This is a genomic window from Promicromonospora sp. NPDC110617, assembly GCF_055598465.1.
The window spans coordinates 363,286-383,139 of the sequence record NZ_JBVKBM010000004.1 but is presented as its reverse complement, the minus strand read 5'-3'; the positions used below and the strand labels follow the sequence as shown (position 1 = coordinate 383,139).

Below are 19,854 nucleotides of genomic sequence, written 5' to 3'. Positions count from 1 at the left end.
TGACCGCCGCGTGGGCACGACACCACGCAGTCGATCATTCCGGCGTCCGGGAGTGATCACCCGGTTCGGGGGAAGTCCCGGGGCGGACGGCGGACGGCGCCACCGGGCTCCCGCGCACCCGGGCGCTCCGTCAGGACGTTGCGCGCAGGCTCTCCCGCGCCGTGCGGACGGCCTCGTAGCGGTCCAGGGCCTCCGCGCGCTCGGCCTTGTGGTCGACGACGGGCGCGGGGTAGCCGGCCGGCGGACCGTCCGGCAGCTTCCAGGGCTGGTGCGCGGCCTTGCCCGGCACGTCCGCGAGCTCGGGGACGTACCGGCGCACGTACTCGCCGTCCGGGTCGAACCGCTCGCCCTGCAGCACCGGGTTGAACACCCGGAAGTACGGCGCGGCGTCGGTGCCGCTGCCGGCCACCCACTGCCAGCCGTGCTGGTTGGAGGCGAGGTCGCCGTCGACGAGCCGGCTCATGAAGTGCCTGGCGCCCCACCACCACGGCAGGTGCAGGTCCTTGACGAGGAACGACGCCGTGATCATGCGCACCCGGTTGTGCATCCACCCCTCGGCCAGGAGCTGGCGCATCCCGGCGTCGACGATGGGAAAGCCGGTGCGACCCTCCTGCCAGGCGGCGAACAGTTCGTCGGCCGCCGGCCCGCTGTCGGTGACCAGCGCGTCGAACGAGCGGTCGTAGTTGCGGTGGGCGGAGTCGGGGCGCTGGTCGAGCACGTCGGCGTAGAAGTCGCGCCACGCGAGCTCGTTGCGGAACGACTGGGCTCCGTTCGAACGCTTGGCCGCGAGGTCGGCGAGCAGGCTGCGCGGGTGCACGCAGCCGTACTTGAGGTAGACCGACATGCGCGAGGTGCCGGGCCGGTCGGGCCGGTCCCGGCCGTCGGCGTACCCCTGGAGGTGGTCGCGCACGAACTCGTCCCACCGCTCGTGCGCCGCCGCCTCCCCGGGCTCGGGCAGGTCGGCGTCGACGGCGGGAGGGTCGGGGATCGCCGTCGCTCGCACGTCGACGGTCGCGGGGTCGATCCAGTCCAGGGAGCCGGCGTCGGTGTCCGCCGGGGCGCGCCACCCGTGGTCGGCCCAGGCCCGGCTGAACGGCGTGAACACGCGGTAGCGACCGCCGTCCCCGGACCGGACCCGGCCGGGCGCCACGGCGTACGGGGAGCCCGTGCGCACCAGCTCGCGGCCCTGCGCGGCGAGCGCGTGCTCGACGTCGTTGTCGCGGGCCTGCCCGTAGGGCCCGAAGTCGGCGGCGATGTGGACGGCGCCCGCACCGACCGCCTCGGCCACCCGGGGCACGACGTCGACCGGGTCGCCCTTCGCGACCAGGAGCCGCCCGCCGAGGCTCTCGTTCAGGTCCCGCAGGCAGCCGTAGAGGAACCACTGCCGAGGGGTGCCGGAGGGCTTGAGCAGGCGCGGGTCGAGCACGAACAGGGCCAGCGCGCGGGCGTCCTGACCTGCGGCGAGAAAGGTCGGCTGGTCGGCGACGCGCAGGTCGCGACGGAACCAGATCAGCGCCGGGGCATCGGTCATGCCGCCCACCGTACGGGGGCGCGGCCCGGCTCGCGCCCGGGCGGGACCGCAGCCCCGCGGCTGCCCTAGGGTCCACCTGTGCACAACCACGAGCCCGCGGACTACGACTGCCCGTTCTGCGACTTCGCGGCGGAGCGCGAGACCGACGTCGTCCACCGCGACGAGCGGGTCTTCGCGATCATCGCGCCCCGCTGGTGGCCGCGGAACGCGGGCCACGTGCTGATCATCCCGGTCGCCCACCACGAGAACCTCTACGACCTCCCGGCGGCCGACGGCCACGCGGTCTTCGACGTCACCCAGCGGCTCGCCCGCGCGATGCGGACTGCCTACGGCTGCGCGGGTGTCTCGACCCGCCAGCACAACGAGCCCGCCGGCAACCAGGACGTGTGGCACTTCCACCAGCACCTGTTCCCCCGCTACCCCGGGGACGACCTCTACGGCACGCTCCCGGATCCGGAGTGGCTCCCGGCCGACCGCCGCCGCGCCTACGCGGAGCGCCTACGGGCAGCGCTCGCGCAGGAATGAGCGGTTCTTGGATCAACCGACCAACTACCCGACCCGGGCGCGTGTCACGGCACGACGAACGTCACCGTCCGTACCGGGTTGTCGAACTCCGTCGTGCGCAGCGACACCTGCACCTCCCACTCCCCCGTGGTCGGCAGCACCAGGTCGCCCGCGTAGACGCCCGGGCCGAGCGAGCTGAGCGTCACCTCGCCGAGCTCCACCTCGTCCGAGGCCAGGGCGAGCCGCGGCGCCTCGTAGCCCTCGACGGGCTCGCCGGCGGCGTCGGTCATCTCGATGGTGAGGGTGGCGGGGCCGACGGCAAGGGGGTCCAGGGTGATCCGCGCCAAGATGTCGTCCAGCCGCACCGACTCCTCGGCAGTCGGGCCCCGCTCCTCGCCGGCGGAGACGGCCGTGTCGGACTCGGGGCTCCGGTCCACCAGGAAGCCCGTGACGACCAGGACCACCACCAGCACGGCCGCCTCCGCGAGCGCCGTCCGGACCAGCAGCGCGGCGGGTGCCGCACGACCCTTGCGCGGTGCGGTCCGCAGGCGCGGCAGCAGGGCGAACCGGTTCCACGCGGCGATCCCGATGGCGACCAGCGCGGCGAGCACCTTGACCAGCAGCAGCGTCCCGTAGCCGGAGTCGACGAGCGCACCCCAGCTCCCGGCGACGCGCCAGGCCAGCACCGCCCCGGCGACCACGAGCACCGCCAGTAGCACCGAGGCCCAGGTGGAGAACCGGCCGAGCACGACGGCGCCGGCGTCGCCGCGGGCAAGGTCCCCGAGCACGAGCGCGACCGCCACGAGGCCGCCGAGCCACAGGGCTCCCGCGGCGAGGTGCAGCACGTCCACGCCGATCACGAGCGCCTCGGGCGTCGCGGCACGCGTGTGCCCGGTGAACGCGGGCGCGGCCAGCGCGAGCGCGCAGCCGGCCAGCACCATGACGACCCTCCTCCGGTCGGGCGCCGTACCCGCCGGGAGCGCCCACGCGGCGAGGGCGAGCCCCGCGACCACGGCGGCGGGGACGGCGTACTCGGCGGGCGCGAGCGCCGACCAGGTCGAGCCGTCGGTGATCGCCGACGCCGGCAGGCCGAGCTGGTAGAGCGCGACCAGCGGAACGGCCAGTCCCCAGCCGAGCGCGGCGACGCCGGCCCCCACCCGGGCGACGGGACGGAGCCGACCGCGCGACCGGTCGGCCGCGCGGTCGCGCGGGAGGATCAGGACCACGAAGGCCGCCACCCCGGCGGCCCCCAGCAGGCCCACGTAGCCCACCCCGCGGACGACGCCGAGCAGCACGGGCGCGTCGGTGCCGGCGTCCGCGCCCGTCGGTACGTCCACGACGTCGCTGGGCGCCCCGACCGAGAAGCTCAGCGAGCCGCCGATCGGGTGCCCGTCCTCCGACACGAGCCGCCACACCACCACGAGCGTGCCGTCCGGGACCTGCTCGTCGAGGTCGACGAGGAGCCGCGACGTGCGGACCGTGGCCGTGGAGGCCACCTCCTCGCCGGTCGCGTCGAACACCTTGATGCCCGCCGGGACACCGATCACCGACTCGTTGAAGGTGAAGGTGACCCGCTCGGGGGCGGCGTCGAGCACCGCGCCCTGCGCGGGGTCGGTGCTGATGAGGGTCGCGTGGGCCGCGGCGGGGGTCGCCGACCCGAGCAGGAGCGCCCAGGCGACGGCGAGCAGGAGCAGCCAGCCAGCGGCGCGCCGGCCCGCGGTGCGGCGGGTCATCCGCGTCGGCGCTGCCGCAGCAGCACCGCCCCGCCCACCAGGACGCCCGCGACCAGGAGGCCGGCCGCTCCGTAGGTGACCAGCGAGCTCTGGGCCTCGGCGGCGGCCGGCTCCGCGACGGGTTCGGCGACCGGCTCCGCGTTCGGCCCTGCAGAAGCTTCGGCGGCAGGCTCGGCGGTCGCGGTCTCGGTCTCGGTCGCCTCGGCATCCGGCTCGGCGTCGGGCCCGGCGCCACCAGCCGTCACCACGAGGACGGGCGCCGGCCGTTCGAGCGCGTCGTGCCCCTCCCCGTGCTCAGCGACCTCGGTCCAGGCCGCCTCCCCCACCTCGCACTGCTGGACGACCGGGAAGACGAGGGTCGCACCGGCGTCGGCGGGCAGACGCACGGAGAACTCGACCTCGGCGTGCTCCCCGTCCGGGAGCGGCTCGTCGGTCGACCAGGTCACGCCGTCCGCGCTCTGCTCGACCGCCCAGCGGTCCGTGCCGGAGGCGGTCACGTCGGTGGCCTCCGCGGGGACCCGGACGGAGATCGCGGTCGTCGCCGAGTCCTCGCAGCCGTGCGGGATCTCGACGCGGAGCACGGCCGTGGCACCCGCGGCAGTGGTGGAGGGCGTGATGGTCACGTGGGCCGACGCCGTCGTCGTCCCGAAAGCCACGAGGCCCACGGCGGCAAGGCCGGTGAGGGCCGCGCGACGGATCGTTGTCGTGCGATTCATGGTGACTCCTGGGGAGTGGAGCTGGCCCGCACACCAAACCAGCCTGTCGAACTAGTGTCAAGAATGTGAACTGATGCGCCCGCGACCATGGATTTCGGGGTGCGCTACGCGTACGGTGGTTCACGTCACTGAATCAAGGTCGCAGCCGTGAACCGCGGAGCGGCCGCCACCGGAGGGAAGACATGCCCAACATCACCGTCGAGCTGCTGCGCGGCCGCACTATCGAGCAGCGTCGCGACTTCGCCAAGGCCGTGGCCGACAGCGCCGTCGAGATCCTGGGTGCCCGCCGCCAGGACGTCCGCATGGTGTTCAGCGAGATCACCCCTGACATCGTCGCCAACGGCGGTGTGCTCGCCAGCGAGGACGAGAGCCGATCGAGCGTCGTCGCCACGTTCGCCGACGACTGACATCTCTTCGAAGCAGGCCGGGCCCGGAGGACACGTCCTCCGGGCCCGGCCTTTCTCACTTCACCTTGACGGTCACCCTGGTCTCCGCCGCGAGCGCCAGCTCGCTGCCGAGGTAGGACGCCGTCAGCGTCAGGTCCTTCCCCTTGGGCTGGGCCACCTCGAACCGGGCACGCCCGTCCTGGATGTCCCCGAGGAGGGTCTGACCGTCCTTCACCGCGAGGCGTACCTGCCCGGTGACCGGGACCTCGTTCGGGGCGGTGAAGGAGACCTCGACGGCCACCTTCTTGCCCGACTTCTTCGCGGTGATCTCCATGGTGGGCACCACCTTGTCGACCACGACCCGGACCTTGGACGTCGCGGCCTTGTGGTCGGCGTCGCCCGCGTAGCGCAGGGTCAGGTCGTACACCCCTGGCTTCAGGCCCTTGGCCGGCAGGACGAGGGTTCCTCGCCCGTCCGCGATCGTGGCCGTCGCGAGGGTGGTGTCACCGTCGCGCAGCTCGACCGCACCGGTGGCCGTGTCCGGTGAGACCGCCACCGAGACCGTGCCCGCCGTGCCGTAGGTGATGGGCAGGGCCACACCGGCCACCGCCGTCACCGTCGGCGACTTCACCGTGATGGTCACCGTGGCCGCGGCGGACGTCGCCGGGCCGTCGGAGGCCTTGTAGGTGAACACGTCCTTGCCGGAGAACCCGTCGTCGGAGGTGTAGGTGAAGGACCCGTCCGCCTCCAGGGTGACCCGGCCGTTGGCCGGCTGGGTCACCGCGGTCGCGGTCAGGACGTTCCCGTCGGCGTCGGTGTCGTTGGCCAGCACACCCGGCGCCGGAAGGGTCAGCGGCTGACCGCTCACGGCCGAGTACGCGTCGTTGCCCGCGACCGGAGCCGTGTTGACGGGCGGCTGCTCGCCCTCCTCCACCGTGATGGTCACCGTCGTCGCCGCGGACGTCGCCGCGCCGTCGGAGGCCTGGTAGGTGAACGTGTCCGTCCCGAAGTACCCGCCGTCGGGCGTGTAGGTGAAGGACCCGTCCGCCTGCAGGACGACGTCGCCGTGGGCCGGCTGGGTGAGCCCGGTCGCCGTCAGGTCGTCGCCGTCGATGTCGGTGTCGTTCGCCAGGAGACCCGGCGCCGCCACCTCCAGCGGCTTGTCCTCGACGGTGCCGTAGGCGTCGGCGGCACCCACCGGGGCCGTGTTCGACGCCGTCCCGGCGTGGAGGTCGCCCACCTGCTCGGCGGTCAGCTCGTAGCCGAACATCCGGAAGTCGTCGACCAGGCCGTCCCAGCGGCCGTCCGGCCAGCTGGTCCCGCCGATGAGGTTGGTCGTCGTCTGGCCGCCCACCCCGACGTCACCGATGGTGACGGTGAAGTCGTCGCGCGTGGCCTGGAGCTCGCCGTCGAAGTAGATCTTCCCGACCGAGCCGCTCTGGGTGAACACGACGTGCGTCCACTCGTTCAGCGGCAGGTCGTTGCCCTGGCCCAGGACCAGACGCTCCTGGGCGCTGCCCGGTGTGCCGGGCGCCTTGAACGTCGCCGCGAAGCCGGTGGCCCCGCTGGTCTGGGTGTTGGACTGGAGCAGGAAGAACGTGTCGGTGCTGCTGCCGATCTGCAGCAGCGGCACCCACGTGGGCAGGGCGTCCGGACGAGCCCAGATCGAGACGCTGAACTCGTCCTCCATCCCGGCCTCGATGTTGTCCGGCAGCTCGACCTGGTTGCCCGTGCCCGACGCACCGCCGGGCAGGTTGACCGCCCCGCCGAACTTCCCGGCACCGGACCAGCCGGTCGACCCGGTGAGCGTCGCCGCCCCGACCGAGCTGTCCAGCCCGGTGTTGGCCGCCGTCGAACCCTGACCCTCGTCGAAGGTGTAGTGGATCGGCGTGCCCTCGCCGGGCGGCGGCCGCTCGACCGTGTGCTCCACGGTCTGCGCGGAGTCCCGCCACCCGTCGTCGGCGAGGAAGCGGATCTGCACGTCGTGGTCGCCCGGGGAGAGCGCCACGTCGGTGAACTCCACCGCGCCGGCGACGACGTCGACCTGCCCGCCCACCCGGGCGCCGTCGACCCACAGCTCGGCGACGCCCGTGGGGGCCCCGCCGCTCGCGGCCGCGAAGGCACCCGAGACGGTGACCGGTGCGCCGAACGGCGACGGGGAGCCCGGCTCGACCGTGACCGTGGTGGTCGTGGCGAGCGCGCTGCCGTCGGCGTACAGGGCCGCCACGGCGTCGTCACCGAGCGCCGAGGTGTAGACCCGGACGTCGTCCATGAGGCCGTCGTAGGCCGGGTCCGGGAAGCCGTTGCGCCCCAGCCAGTTGTTGGCCGTCGGCCCGACGTCGGTCATGTCGATCGTCAGGTCGTCGCGGGACGCGACGGGCTCGCCGTTGAGGTAGAGCGTGCCGGTCGCACCCTGCCGGGTGAACGCGACGTGGTTCCACTCGTTCGCCACCACGTCACGGGTCGGCGTGGCGTAGACCCGCTCCTCCAGGGCTGCGCCCTTGGCCTTGAACGTCGCCGCGAGACCCGTGCCGCCGGGCGCGGCGTCGGTCTGCATCTGGATCTGGAAGAAGCTGCCCGCTCCCGCCAGCCCGTCGCCGAGGTGGAACAGGCCGGTCCAGCCCGTCCTGGTGTCGGGCCGCACCCAGAACGAGGTGGTGAAGGCCTCCTCGCCCTGGAGCAGGTTGTCCGGCAGGTCCACCGCGTTGGCGTTGCTGCCGCCGCTGAGGTCGAGGGCGTCGCCGAACACGCCGTCCTCGCTCCAGCCGGTGGTCCCCGTGAGCGTCGCTGCGCCCACGGACCCGTCCGTGCCGGTGTTGGCGGCCCGGGTACCGGAGCCCTCCTCGAACGCGTAGTGCACCGGGACGTCGGAGGCGCCCGTGTCGGAGCCCACGATCACCAGGTCGTCGATCATGACGCCCGCGCCGGAGTCCCCGGCGGACAGGGTCAGGTCCTGCGACCGTGCCCCCGCCACGAAGGTGCCGACGTATGTGCCGAACGCCGTCTGCGACGACAGGTTGGTCCCCGCCGACAGGGTCGTCGACAGGTCACCGACGGAGAGGTCGGCGGTGCCGGGTGCCGTGCCGGCGGACCGGCTGTCGCGGGCGTAGCGCAGCGAGACCCGGTACTCGCGGCCCGGGTCGAGACCCTTGACCGTGCGGGTCAGGCTGCCCTCGCTGCCCACGGCGAGGTGGTAGCCGGTCAGGCCGAGGCCGCCCTGGCTGGGCGCGGCAGCGCGGACGAGCTGGACCTCGCTGTCGACCTCCCAGGGAGACATCCGGCCGTTGCCCGGCTCGACGTCCACGACGGCGGGCGGGTTGGCGGAACGCCACTCCGCGGGCAGGCGCGGGTACTCGAGCTGGTCGACCAGGTGCGGGGCCGGGGAGTCCATCTCGACCTCGGGGTCGATCTGGAAGATGTCGGCCACCGACGGCGTGCCGTCCTCGTCGAAGACGAAGAGCATGTACGCACCGGGCGGGGCATACGTGCCGTCGACCGGGCTCTCGACGGTGAGGGTGTCACCGTTCTGGGCGAACGCCAGGTCCTGGAAGTTCTGGTCGTTGTTGAACCCGTGCGTCACCGAGCCGTTGCGGACCAGGGTGACCCGCGAGACGTCGACGTCGGCCTGCACGTCGAACGTGCCGTCGTAGCCGACCTTCTCCGGCACGCCCGTGACCTCCGGACGCACCGCCGGCTCGTCGCCGTCGAACAGGTACGACGGCGAGTAGAACTCGACGTCCGTGTAGTTGCGCGGGCCCGGCGTACCGCCGCCGCCCACCATCAGGCGGCCGTCCGGCAGGAGCAGGGCGGTCGAGTGGTACAGCCGGGCGTGCTCGTACGGCACGTCGATCGTGGTCCACTCGCCCGTCTCCGGGTCCCAGATCTCGGCGGTGGTGACGTAGCCACCGTTGCCGTTGTTGTCGCGCGAGCCGCCGGTGACGATCACGTCGCCGTCGGGCAGCACCGTGGACGTGGCCCAGTGCCGGGCGTACTGCATCGGCTCGGTCGCCTCGACCACGGGCGCGTCGGTGCCGCCGGTGATGTCGACGGTGAAGCCGGCGCGGGCGCCGTCCGGACCGCCGCCGTTGGCCCACCAGCCGCCGCCCACCTGCAGGATCTTGCCGGGGCGGTACATCGTCGCGGTGGACGTGGCGCCGACCGGGTTGCCGAGGCCGCCCTGGTTGGCTACGTCTGCGGGCAGGGTGCCCCGGAGCGTCACCTCACCGTCGCCCGAGGGGTCGAGCTCGTACATCTGGGTGCCGGTGATGTTGAAGACGTTGCCGTTGCCCGGCGCGACGAACGCGCGCGGGTACCACCAGCGGTTCTCGTCGGGCCCGTTGCCGTTCCCGCCGTCGCCGTAGGCCGCCGCACTCGTGGCGCCCTCCAGCAGCTTCCAGGAGCTGCCCTCGTCCGGGGTGTAGATCTCCGGCGTGAGCACGCCGGGACCGCCCGGGCCGCCCTTGAGGCTGCCGCCCTGCACCACGACGGAGCCGTCCGGCAGGGTGGTGCCCGTGGGGTACCAGCGCGGGTAGTTCATCGGGGCCTCGTTGCGCAGCCCCTGGTTGGTCGTGTAGCTGGTGACGCCGATCGCGGCGTCGTTGGGCGCGTTGCCGCCCAGCCCGTCGTCACCGCCGACCGTCATCGTGGCCCGCCGGTGCGGCATCTGGACCTGCATCGAGCAGAACAGGTCGGTGTACGTGGAGTTCGTGACGATGCCGTCGTTCACGTTGGCGGTCGTGCGCTCCTCGTCCGGGTCCCAGACGTCGATCTCCATCTGGCCGCCCTGCGTGACGCACGAGTTGCCGTAGAAGTCGTAGGGCGTGTTGTCGGTGCAGCCCGACGAGACGCTGCCGAACGACTGGACCTTGCCGTCGGACGTCAGCGCCGCGTTGATCGGCACCAGCGGCCAGGGCGTGACGCCGCTCCAGGCGCCCTGCTCGGCCTTGTTCGGCGCCGAGCAGTCGGCCGGGAGCAGGCCGGCGGTGTAGGCCAGGCCGTTCTTGATCTGGGTGCGGATCGGGGCCTCGGCGTACGCCGTGCCCTCGTGCCCCATCCCCGAGTACCACGAGCGGCCGGAGTCGATCTCCTGGCACCACGTGATCGGGTGGTTCGTGCCGTTGTTGCCCCCGCCGTACGACGACTCGTCGGCGTTGAGCAGCGTGCGCACGTTGGGCGCCGGGTTGACCAGCCAGTCGTACCACTCGTCGCTGCGCGTGAACTCGGCCGGCAGGCCCTGGGTCAGCGGGTGCGAGGTGTCCTTGACCACCACGCGGCCCGGGCGCACCGCCGGGTTCTCCGGGTGGCCCTCGGACGCCGCGCCCACGAGCCGGGCGTAGAACGGGTTCACGTCGTGCTCGCTCTGGCCGACCGACCAGCCCGCGTAGTGCAGGCCCAGGTAGCCGCCGCCGCCACGGATGTAGGCCTCCAGCGCGGCACGCTGGTCCACGTTGAACAGCACGCCACCGGTCTGGGCGAACGCGATCGTGTCCTTGGTCGCGAGGTTCGCCGTGGTGAACGCCGCCGGGTCGTCGGTCTCCTGGATCTCGACCGGCTGGTCGTACTCCACGCCCAGGTCCGCGACCAGGTCGCGGATCGCCTGGCGGGCCTGGACGTGCGAGGCGTGGAAGTTGGACTTGTAGAACAGCAGGACGCGCAGCACGCCGTCGTCGACGGAGCCCGGCGCGGCCTGCGCGGGGGCGGTCGCCACGGGGGCGGCCTGGGCGACGCCGCCCAGGAAGGGCACGACCGCCAAGGAGGCGGCGAGCACGGCCGCGAGGCGTGCCCGACGGGAGCGACGCGCGTGGTGGCGCCGGTCAGGTCTGCGTAACAGGTTCATCGTTGATCCCTTTTCGCACGTGATTGATGGACATGAGGGCAGGCCGGGGCGGCCGAACCCCGCACGGGGTCGGCCGCCCGGAGCTGCTCTCCGGTGGTGCGTCTTGCGTTCGGTGCCCCCTGGGACTCAGCGCCCGGTCAGCGCAGCTCGGCGATGACCGTCTTGAGCTCCGTGTAGTCGTCCAGCCCGAACGAGCCCAGCTCGCGGCCCCAGCCGGACTGCTTGAAGCCGCCCCGCGGGAGGGTGACGTCGTCCGCGTGCCAGGTGTTGAGCCAGACCGTGCCGGCCCGGAGCCTGCCGCCGACCCGGTGGGCCGTGCTCAGGTCGCGCGACCACACGCCCGCGGCCAGGCCGTAGACCGTGTTGTTGGCCGCCGCGACGACCTCGTCCTCGGTGTCGAACGGGATGGCGGTGATGACGGGCCCGAAGATCTCGTCCGTCTGCACGGCCATCTGCTCGGTGACGTCGGTGATGAGGGTCGGGGAGAAGAAGTAGCCGCGGTCGGCGGCCGGGTCGGGGCTGCCCGCGGCGATCGTGGCGCCGTCGGCCACCGCGCCCCGCACGTAGCCCATGACCTTCTCGTGCTGCTCCTGCGAGACCAGCGGCCCCATCGTGGTCGCCGGGTCGAACGCGTCGCCCACCCGGATGGCCTTGGCGGCCGCAGCCACACCCTCGATGACCTGGTCGAACACCTCGCGCTGGACGTACAGGCGCGAGCCGTTGACGCAGCACTGGCCCTCGTTGAAGTACCCCGCCAAGGCGGCGCCGGCGATCGCGGCGTCGAGGTCGGCGTCGGCGAAGATGATGTTGGGCGCCTTGCCGCCCAGCTCCAGCGACACCTTCTTGAGGTTCTTCGAGGCGCCCGCGGCGATCTTCTTGCCCACCTCGGTGCTGCCGGTGAAGGCGACCTTGTCCACGCCGGCGTGGTCCACCAGCGCGGCGCCCGCGTCGCCGAACCCGGGCAGCACGTTGACGACGCCGGCCGGGAGGCCGGCCTCCAGCAGCAGCTCGCCGAGCCGCAGCGCGGTGAGCGGCGTCTGCTCGGCCGGCTTGAGCACCACGGTGTTGCCCGCGGTGATCGACGGGATGATCTTGAAGGCGGCCATCGTCAGCGGGAAGTTCCACGGCACGATGCCGGCGACGACGCCGATCGCCTCGCGGCGCGTGTAGGCGTGGAAGTCCCGGCCGGGCACCGACATCGGGATGGTCGTGCCCTCCATCTTGGTGGCCCAGCCCGCGAAGTACCGGAACAGCTCGGCGGCCACGCCGACGTCACCCCGTGCGGACGCGAGGCTCTTTCCGTTGTCGAGCGACTCCAGCTGGGCGAATTCCTCGGTGCGCTCCTCGATCATGTCGCCGATGCGCCACAACAGGTGCGAGCGGTCGCGCGGCGTCATCCGCGACCACGGGGAGCCCGACTCGAACGCGTTGCGGGCGGCGGTGACCGCCCGGTCGGCGTCGACCGCGGACGCCTGGGCCACCTGGACCAGGACCTCCTCGGTCGCGGGATTCACCGTCGCGAACGACTTGCCGTCCTTGGAGTCCACCCACTCGCCGTCGATCAGCAGCTGCTTGGGCGAGGAGAGGAACGAGGAGACGGCGGGCAGGAGAGGGGAGTTCTCGGACATGGGGAGCCTTCCGGGGTGTCGGGTTCTCAGGAGTGGTTCGGGGCGAGGTCGGCCGCGGCTACTTGATGATCAGCACCTTCGACCGGTCGAGGGTGAGCGCGACGGCGGCGACGATGATCGCGCCGTACAGGATCTGCTCGTAGGCCGACGGCACGCCGACGATCGGCAGCCCCACGCGCAGCAGCGTCACCACGAGCGCCCCGGCGAGGCTGCGCCAGAGCGAGCCGTGGCCGCCCGTGATGGCGGTGCCGCCCACCACGATGGCGGCCACCGCAGGCAGCAGCAGATTGTCCGCCATGGTCGGGCTGCCGCTGAAGTTGCGGGAGACCAGCATGACGGCGGCCAGGCCCGCGCAGGCGCCGGAGACGGTGAACGCGGCGACCTTGACCAGGTCGACCGGCGCGCCGCCCAGACGGGCCGCCGACTCGGAGTAGCCGGTCGCGCGGACCCAGGCGTCGAGCGGGGTGAACCGGAGCACCAGGGAGACCACCACGACGACGAGCAGCGCGACGAAGAAGGACATCGGCACCACGCCGGCCACGTAGAGCGTGAGCCAGTGGGTGGCGTCCCGGTCGACCACCCGGATCGGGCCGGCGTCCGAGATCACGAGGGCGATCGCGGTGAAGATGCTCATGCCGCCGAGCGTGACGATGAACGACGGGATGCGCAGCAGCACGTGGGCGACGCCCTGGAGCGCGCCGATCGCGCCGGTGGCCGCGATGATCGCCAGGGTGGTGAGCCCGCCGAGGTCGGGCAGCCACAGCGCGAAGAAGACCGTCGCCAGGGAGCACAGCGCGGCGATCGACAGGTCGATGCCACCGCACAGGACCACCAGGGTGGCGCCGGCCGCGAGCACGACGAGCGGCGCCGAGGTGCGCACCGCGGCCGTGAGGCTGCTGGCGGTCAGGAAGCTCGGGTCGGCGATGGTGAGCGCCGCCAGGAGCACGACGAGCGCGATCACCGGCATGAACGACGTGAGCCGCTGGGCCGTGGTCGGCCGGCCCTTGACGGCGGGCTCGGAGGCAGGCCCGGGGGCCGGCTGGGTGAGGACGGGCGTGGACATGCTCAGACCATCTCCTTGACGAGGTCGAGCGGAGTCGGCTTGCTCCCCGCGGGAGCGGCGACCTCCGTGGTCGCGCGGCCATCGCTCATCACGATGATCCGGTCGGACATGCCGATCGCCTCCTCGAGGCTGTCGGCGAGCAGCACGGTGGCCACGCCGCTGTTGGCGAGCTCACGCATGAGCCGGTACACCTCCGAGCGCGCCCCGACGTCGAGGCCGCGCGTGGGGTGGTCGAGCAGCAGCAGCCGGACGTCGCCGGCCACCAGCCAGCGGGCCAGGACGACCTTCTGCTGGTTGCCGCCCGACAGGCGCTGGATCGCGGTGCCCCGGTGCGGCGTGCGGATCGAGAGCCGCTCGATCCACGTGTCCACCAGCGTCGCCTGCTTGCGCGGCCGGACGACGGGCCCGGTGCAGCGCGCCTGCTGCTTGGTGAGCGTCATGTTGTCGGCCACCGACATCGGCCCGACCATGCCCTCGGTCTTGCGCTCGGCCGGGACGTACCCGATGCCCGCGGCACAGGCCGCGCGGGTGCCGGACAGGTCGAGCCGCTTGCCGTCGAGCACCACCTCGCCGGCGGTGGTGGGCTCGGCGCCGAACAGCGCACGGCACACGTCCTCGCGGCCGGAGCCGTGCACACCGACGATGCCGACGATCTCGCCGGCGTGGACGTCGAGGTCCACGCCGCTGAACGTCCGGCCGGACAGGCCGCGCACCTCGAGCCGGGGCCGGCGGGGCTCCTCGGACCGCTCGGCGGCGCCGTCGTGGTAGTGGTCGTCGGACCCGGTCGAGCCGATCATCATGCGGTGCAGCTCGGCCGGGACCGCGCCCTCGGCGGGCACCTCGCCCACCGACTGGCCGCCGCGCAGCACGGCGACCCGGTCGCACACGTCGAGCACCTCGTCGAGCCGGTGCGAGACGAAGACGACGGACGCGAACTCGCGCAGCCGTCGCACCTGGGTGAAGAGGGTCTCGATCTCCTTGGCCTCCAGCACGGAGGTGGGCTCGTCGAGGATGATCACCGGCGGGTGCGAGGTGCGCTCCTCGATGCGGAGCACCTTGGCGATCTCGACCATCTGCCGGTCGGCGAAGCTCAGGGTGTCAGTGCGCGCGAGGGGGTCGATGTGCGAGCCGATCTTGTCGAGCTGCTCCTGCGCGAGCCGGCGCATCGTGCCCCAGCGGTAGATGCCGCGGCGCACGCCGGGGCCCTCGCTGCCGAGCACGATGTTCTCGGCTGCGGTCAGGTTGGGCACCAGCGACTGCTCCTGGAACACCATGCCGATGCCGTGGTCCGCGGCGTCGACGACGCTCCGCAGGCGCACCTTCTCGCCGCGCACCCAGATCTCGCCGTCGTCCGGCCGGACGAGCCCGACCAGCGCCTTGAGCAGCGTGGACTTGCCCGCGCCGTTCTCGCCGGCCAGGCCGAGCACCTCGTTCTGGCGCACCACGAGGTCCACGCCGTCGAGCGCCTTGACGCCCGGGTAGTGCTTGACGAGCCCGCGCACCTCGAGGGCGTGCCGGGGTTCCGGCACGCGGGGCGCGGACTCTGTCCGCAGGTTCGTTGTCACTTGGTCACCTGGTTCCTACGACGCTGTGGGATGACGGCGGCCGCGACGGCCGCGACGACGATGAGGCCCTGGACACCGCCCTGCCAGTACGGGCTGACCCCGACCTGGACGAGGCCGTTGGTCAGGACGGTCACCAGCAGCACGCCGACCGTGGAGTGGAGGATGCCGCCACGGCCGCCGGTGAGCAGGGTGCCGCCGACGACGGCGGCCGTGATGGCCGAGAAGTCGTAGCCCTTGCCCGCCTGGACCAGGCCGGCGCCGAGCTGGCTGGTGACCAGCACGCCGGCCAGGCCGTAGAACGCGCCCGCCATGGTGAAGACCGCCACCTTGAACGGCGCGACCCGCACGCCGGAGAGCGACAGCACCTCCTCGGCGCCGCCGATCGCGAAGGCGTACCGGCCCAGGCGCGAGTAGCGCTGCACCAGGGCACCCAGCACCACGCAGGCCAGCGCGATCCAGGTCAGGTGGGCCAGGCCGAGGAACCGGTCGACGGCCCAGCCTTCCAGCATCGGGTCGGTGACGTTGGGCTGGACACCCGCGAACAGGAGGGTCGCTACGCCCAGGCCGACGGCGGAGACGCCGAGGGTGGCCATGAACGACGGCACCTTGAGCACGACCAGGGCGAGCCCGCTGAGGCAGCCGAGCGCGGCGGCCAGCAGGACCGCCACGGCGACCCCGAGGAGCCCCCAGTCGTTGTCGTTGCGGTTGTTGGCGACCAGGAGGGCGACCGTGATGGCGGACGCGCCCATGATCCCGGGGGCGGACAGGTCGATCGAACCCATCATCAGCACGAAGCTGATGCCGATGGTGACGACCGCGAGGACCGCCGAGGCGTCCAGCACGTTCTGCACGTTGGAGAGCGTGCGGAACCCGGGGCTGAGCACCGCGAAGATCGCGAAGATGACGAGGAGCGCCACGGGCGGTCCCGCGTCCCGCAGGGACACCCCCCGCCGAGGCCGGGGGCGTTGCGCGTGCACGACGTCGGTGTCGGCTTCGGCGGGGGGTGCCATGGTCACGAGATCGCGCCCTGCGACCGGCTGAAGAGGTTGTCGCAGGCGAAGTCGGCCTCGTCGGTCTCCGGGGAGACGAAGTCGGCGACGTTGTCCTGCTGGATGAGGAACTGCTCGGCGAACCAGGCGCGGTCCTCGTCGGCGATGTCCTCGACGGCGAGCTCGCCGGTGGCCACGCAGTAGCCGATGGCCAGGCCGATGCCGCCCTGCCAGGGGCCGTCGCTGGAGACGGTCGCCGTCATGGTGCCGTCCTCGATCGCCGTCAGCGCGTCCGGCACGGCGTCGATGCCGACCACGGCCACGTCGTCCCGGCCGGCCTGCTGCAGCGCCTCGAGCGCGCCGAGCGCCATGTCGTCGTTGGCGGCCCAGATGCCCTTGATGTCGTCGCCGTGCTTGGTCAGCAGGGTCTTGGTGACCTCCAGCGCCTCCGCGCGGGAGAAGTTGGCGGTCTGGTCGTCGAGCAGCTCGACGTCCGGGTTGGCCGCCAGCGACTCCTCGAGCCCGGCGAACCGGTCCTTGGCGGCACCGGTGTCCAGGATGCCCTGGAGGGCGACGATGCCGCCCGAGCCGCCGATGGCCTCGGCCAGCGCGTCGCCGATCTGCTTGCCGGACTCCACGCCGTTGTAGGTGATGTGCGAGAGCCACTGGTCGTAGTCGGTGACGTTCAGGTCGGCCGGCTTGTTCCACTGGGTGACCAGGTAGGCGCCCGCCTCCTCGGCACCCTCGACGACCGGCGGGGTGTCGGAGTCGCCGTTGGGCAGGATGTTCATGACGAGGCACTCGGTGTCGCCGGCGAGGAGCTGGCTGATCTGCTCCTGCTGACGCGTCGAGTCGCCGTCGTACGTGAGCCGCTCCTGCGTGAGGCCGATCTGCTCGGCGAAGGCGTCGCCGCCGTCGAGCCACGAGGCCTCGTAGGGGTTGGACTCGTTGCGCACCTGGCCCACCAGGGTGACGTCGGCCGGGTCGCAGGCGGCGCCGCCCTCGGCGGTGCCACCGCCCCCGGCGGCCGTCTCGGTGCAGCCCGTGAGCGTGGCGGCCGCGAGGGCGACGCCGAAGACGGCGGCCGTGCCTCGGGCGGCTGTGTGTCGAGAGGTGAACTTCATTGTCGTTTCCTCGATTTCGTTCGGTGCCGGTGTCCGGCGGTGAAACTGGTGTGGGAGGGACGGGCTCAGCGGGCCAGCCAGCCTCCGTCCACGGCCAGGACGTGGCCGTTGACGTAGTCGGCAGCGGGCGAGCTGAGGAAGACAGCCGCTCCGGCGACGTCCTCGGCGGTGCCCCAGCGGCCAGCCGGGATCCGTTCGAGGATGGAGCGTGAGCGGTCCGCGTCGTCGCGGAGCGCGGTGGTGTTGTCGGTGACCATGTAGCCCGGCGCGATCGCGTTGACCTGGACGCCGTGCGGCCCCCACTCGTTGGCCAGCGCCTTGGTCAGCCCGGCGACGGCGTGCTTGCTCGCGGCGTACGACACCACCCGCAGGCCGCCCTGGAAGGACAGCAGGCTGGCGATGCTGACGATCTTGCCGTGGCCCCGCTCGACCATGGGCCGGCCGAGCTGCTGGGTCAGGAAGAAGAGCCCGTTGAGGTTGACGTCGAGCACGCGCTGCCAGGAGTCGCGGCTGACGGCGACGGAGTCCTCGCGGTCGATGATCCCGGCGTTGTTGACCACGATGTCGATCTGCCGCGACCCGGTCAGCTCGGCGCCGACCCGCTCGACCGCGTCGAGGTCGCTCACGTCGAGGTCCACGACGTCGGCCTTCGCGCCGAGCGCGAGGACCTGGTCGCGGGTCTCGTCCTGGTTGCCCGGGCGGCCCAGCAGCACGACGTCGGCCCCCGCGCGAGCGAGGCCCAGCGCGACCGCGCGGCCGAGGCCGCGCCCCGCACCGGTCACCGCGGCGCACCTGCCGTGCAGGTCGAACGGTGAGCGGGCCGGGCTGGCGGCGGCCACGTCGGTCGTCACAGGTCCTCCAGCGCCACGGGGCTCAGGTCGGTGTAGACGTTGTTCTCGCCGGCCATCGCCCAGATGAAGGCGTACGACCCGGTGCCCGCCCCGGCGTGGACCGACCACGGCGGGGAGATGACGGCCTCGCGGTTGCGGAGCACGAGGTGGCGGGTGGCGCCGGGCTTGCCCATGAAGTGGAAGACGCGGTCGGACTCGTCGAGGTCGACGTAGCAGTAGATCTCCGTGCGGCGGTCGTGCAGGTGCGGCGGGAACGTGTTCCAGACCGAACCGCTGGCGATGACGGTCACCCCGAACTGGAGCTGCGAGGTCTTGACGTCCTGGCCCCAGACGTAGCGGAAGAGGTTGCGCTCGTTGGCGGCCTCGGCCGAGCCCAGCGCCACCGGCTCCACCTCGCTGTGGCTGAGCGCCGTGGTCGGGTAGGTCGCGTGCGCCGGGGCGGACACGAAGTAGAAGGCGGCGTCGGCGCCGCCGAAGGACACCTCGCTCCCCCGGCCCACGAAGAGGCCGTCGAGGTGCTCGAGCTCGTACTTCTCGTCGTCGACGACGACGTGCCCGGCGGCCCCGACGTTGATGATGCCCAGCTCCCGGCCCTCGAGGTGGGACTCGGTGCCCAGCACGTCGGACCAGGCCGGCAGGGCGAGCTCGGTGGTGTCGGGCACGGCGCCGCCGATGACCAGCCGGTCGTCGTGGGTGTAGGTGCCGTGGACCTCGCCGCTCACGAAGAGGTCGGGGACGAGGAAGTTCTCCCGCAGGTCCGCTGTGGTGGCCGTCTCCGCGCTGGACGGAGATGTCGAGTATCGAACCTGGATCACGTAGCTGCCCCTCGGTCGGTCTGCGAATCGCGTTCGTCTGTGAACTGCGTTCGTCTATGTGAACTGGTCTGAAGATAGACGTGATCCGGCTCACGGGTCAAGGGGCGGAAACCTGTCCATGTATGCGAACTCGCGGTAGCGTTGTATTCACCCCCGGGGAGGGCCCGGTGCACCGTGGTAGGACCAGAGGAGAGTTCATGCAGCTTCAGAAGGAGTTCAAGAGGGAGACGAACGGCGCCGCCGACGCGGGGCCGGTGAAGTCGGCCGCCCGCGCCCTGGACCTGCTGGACGACATCGCCGCCCACGGCCCCGGAACTCAGCTGCAGCTCTCGAACCGGCTCAACATCCCCAAGAGCAGCCTCCACGCGCTGCTGCGGACCATGACCGACCGCGGCTGGCTGCAGACCGACCCGACGGGGAGCGTCTACCAGCTCGGCATCCACTCCCTGGTCGTCAGCTCGGCCTACCTGGACGGCGACCCCGTGCTGGCCCGCGCCCAGTCCGTGCTCGACGAGGTGGCCGCCGCCACCCAGGAGACGGTCCACCTGGGCCGCCTCGACGGTGCCGACGTCATCTACACGGCCAAGCGCGAGTCGGTGCACCCACTGCGCATGCACTCCGCCGTCGGACGCCGGCTCCCGGCGTACGCGACCTCGCTGGGGCGCGCCCTGCTCGCCGAGATGCCGGCCGAGTCCCGCCGCGACCTGGTGCCCGAGTCGATCGCCGCGATCACGCCGAACACGACCACCGAGAAGGAGGCCGTGCTGGAGATCATCGACCGCGCGGCCTACCAGGGCTACGCGACCGAGAGCGAGGAGTCGTGCATGGGCGTGCGCTGCTTCGGCGTCGCACTCCCCTTCGGCCACCACGCCGTGGACGCGATGAGCGTCGCGGTGCCGATCAGCCGGCTCGGCGACGGGCGCGAGGATCTCATCATCGAGACCCTGCTCAGCGTGCGGTCACGCCTCGCGGCCGTGCACGAGAACAGCATGGTCCGCTGAGCGGGGCGGTGCCGCCCGGCCGGGGGGGGCGGCAGGGCGGGGGGGGAAGGAAAGGGGTGGGGGAACCCGCAGGGAGCCCGTGGGTGGTTCGCTGTTTTCCCCGAAGGTCCGG

General features: G+C 72.4%; 14 protein-coding genes. 3 read left to right on the top strand and 11 right to left on the bottom strand.

What is annotated here, in order from left to right; genetic code table 11:
- Positions 1–130 precede the first annotated feature (130 nt).
- Positions 131–1,531, bottom strand: coding sequence for a cryptochrome/photolyase family protein (locus tag ACZ7LE_RS23515; protein ID WP_470405636.1), 1,401 nt, complete (start codon positions 1,529–1,531; stop codon positions 131–133).
- 78 nt (positions 1,532–1,609) lie between these two features.
- Here ACZ7LE_RS23515 and ACZ7LE_RS23510 point away from each other — a divergent pair, with 78 nt between their 5' ends.
- Positions 1,610–2,056 carry an HIT family protein gene (locus tag ACZ7LE_RS23510; protein WP_470405635.1) on the top strand — a complete coding sequence of 149 codons (447 nt, stop codon included), beginning with the start codon at positions 1,610–1,612 and terminating at the stop codon, positions 2,054–2,056.
- Positions 2,057–2,100: 44 nt separating this feature from the next.
- Here the strand turns inward: ACZ7LE_RS23510 and ACZ7LE_RS23505 are convergent, their stop codons facing one another.
- Both ACZ7LE_RS23505 and ACZ7LE_RS23500 read right to left on the bottom strand, forming a co-directional pair.
- Positions 2,101–3,768 (bottom strand): copper resistance CopC/CopD family protein, encoded by a 1,668-nt coding sequence (locus ACZ7LE_RS23505; RefSeq protein WP_470405634.1) that lies wholly within the window; start codon positions 3,766–3,768, stop codon positions 2,101–2,103.
- Positions 3,765–4,484: a YcnI family copper-binding membrane protein gene (locus tag ACZ7LE_RS23500; RefSeq protein ID WP_470405633.1), complete on the bottom strand. Its 720-nt coding sequence runs from the start codon at positions 4,482–4,484 to the stop codon at positions 3,765–3,767. The genes ACZ7LE_RS23505 and ACZ7LE_RS23500 overlap by 4 nt, the downstream gene beginning before the upstream one ends.
- A gap of 182 nt (positions 4,485–4,666) precedes the next feature.
- Here ACZ7LE_RS23500 and ACZ7LE_RS23495 point away from each other — a divergent pair, with 182 nt between their 5' ends.
- Positions 4,667–4,891 (top strand): tautomerase family protein, encoded by a 225-nt coding sequence (locus ACZ7LE_RS23495; protein WP_470405632.1) that lies wholly within the window; start codon positions 4,667–4,669, stop codon positions 4,889–4,891.
- Between the two features lie 55 nt (positions 4,892–4,946).
- On the opposite strand, the gene ACZ7LE_RS23490 is transcribed toward ACZ7LE_RS23495, so the two are convergent.
- The 8 genes from ACZ7LE_RS23490 to kduI form a co-directional block, all read right to left on the bottom strand.
- Positions 4,947–10,706 (bottom strand): LamG-like jellyroll fold domain-containing protein, encoded by a 5,760-nt coding sequence (locus ACZ7LE_RS23490; protein ID WP_470405631.1) that lies wholly within the window; start codon positions 10,704–10,706, stop codon positions 4,947–4,949.
- Between the two features lie 137 nt (positions 10,707–10,843).
- Positions 10,844–12,334, bottom strand: a complete 1,491-nt coding sequence (locus ACZ7LE_RS23485) for an aldehyde dehydrogenase family protein (protein ID WP_470405630.1) — start codon at positions 12,332–12,334, stop codon at positions 10,844–10,846.
- 58 nt (positions 12,335–12,392) lie between these two features.
- A complete protein-coding gene (locus ACZ7LE_RS23480) occupies positions 12,393–13,397 on the bottom strand; it encodes an ABC transporter permease (RefSeq protein ID WP_470405629.1) in 1,005 nt (334 codons plus the stop codon).
- 2 nt (positions 13,398–13,399) lie between these two features.
- The gene (locus ACZ7LE_RS23475) at positions 13,400–14,962 is read right to left on the bottom strand and encodes a sugar ABC transporter ATP-binding protein (RefSeq protein WP_470405628.1); all 1,563 of its coding nucleotides are present in this window, start codon (positions 14,960–14,962) and stop codon (positions 13,400–13,402) included.
- Complete coding sequence (locus tag ACZ7LE_RS23470; protein ID WP_470405730.1) at positions 14,959–15,972, bottom strand: ABC transporter permease; 1,014 nt, start codon at positions 15,970–15,972, stop codon at positions 14,959–14,961. The genes ACZ7LE_RS23475 and ACZ7LE_RS23470 overlap by 4 nt, the downstream gene beginning before the upstream one ends.
- A 2-nt stretch (positions 15,973–15,974) precedes the next feature.
- Complete coding sequence (locus ACZ7LE_RS23465) at positions 15,975–17,075, bottom strand: sugar ABC transporter substrate-binding protein (RefSeq protein ID WP_470405627.1); 1,101 nt, start codon at positions 17,073–17,075, stop codon at positions 15,975–15,977.
- 65 nt (positions 17,076–17,140) lie between these two features.
- On the bottom strand, positions 17,141–17,926 hold the full coding sequence (kduD, locus tag ACZ7LE_RS23460) for a 2-dehydro-3-deoxy-D-gluconate 5-dehydrogenase KduD (protein ID WP_470405626.1): 786 nt from the start codon (positions 17,924–17,926) through the stop codon (positions 17,141–17,143).
- Positions 17,923–18,741, bottom strand: coding sequence for a 5-dehydro-4-deoxy-D-glucuronate isomerase (gene kduI, locus ACZ7LE_RS23455; RefSeq protein WP_470405625.1), 819 nt, complete (start codon positions 18,739–18,741; stop codon positions 17,923–17,925). Before kduI ends, kduD begins: the two co-directional genes overlap by 4 nt.
- A 197-nt stretch (positions 18,742–18,938) precedes the next feature.
- On the opposite strand from kduI, the gene ACZ7LE_RS23450 reads away from it, so the two are divergent.
- Positions 18,939–19,742 (top strand): IclR family transcriptional regulator, encoded by an 804-nt coding sequence (locus ACZ7LE_RS23450; RefSeq protein WP_470405624.1) that lies wholly within the window; start codon positions 18,939–18,941, stop codon positions 19,740–19,742.
- Positions 19,743–19,854 lie beyond the last annotated feature (112 nt).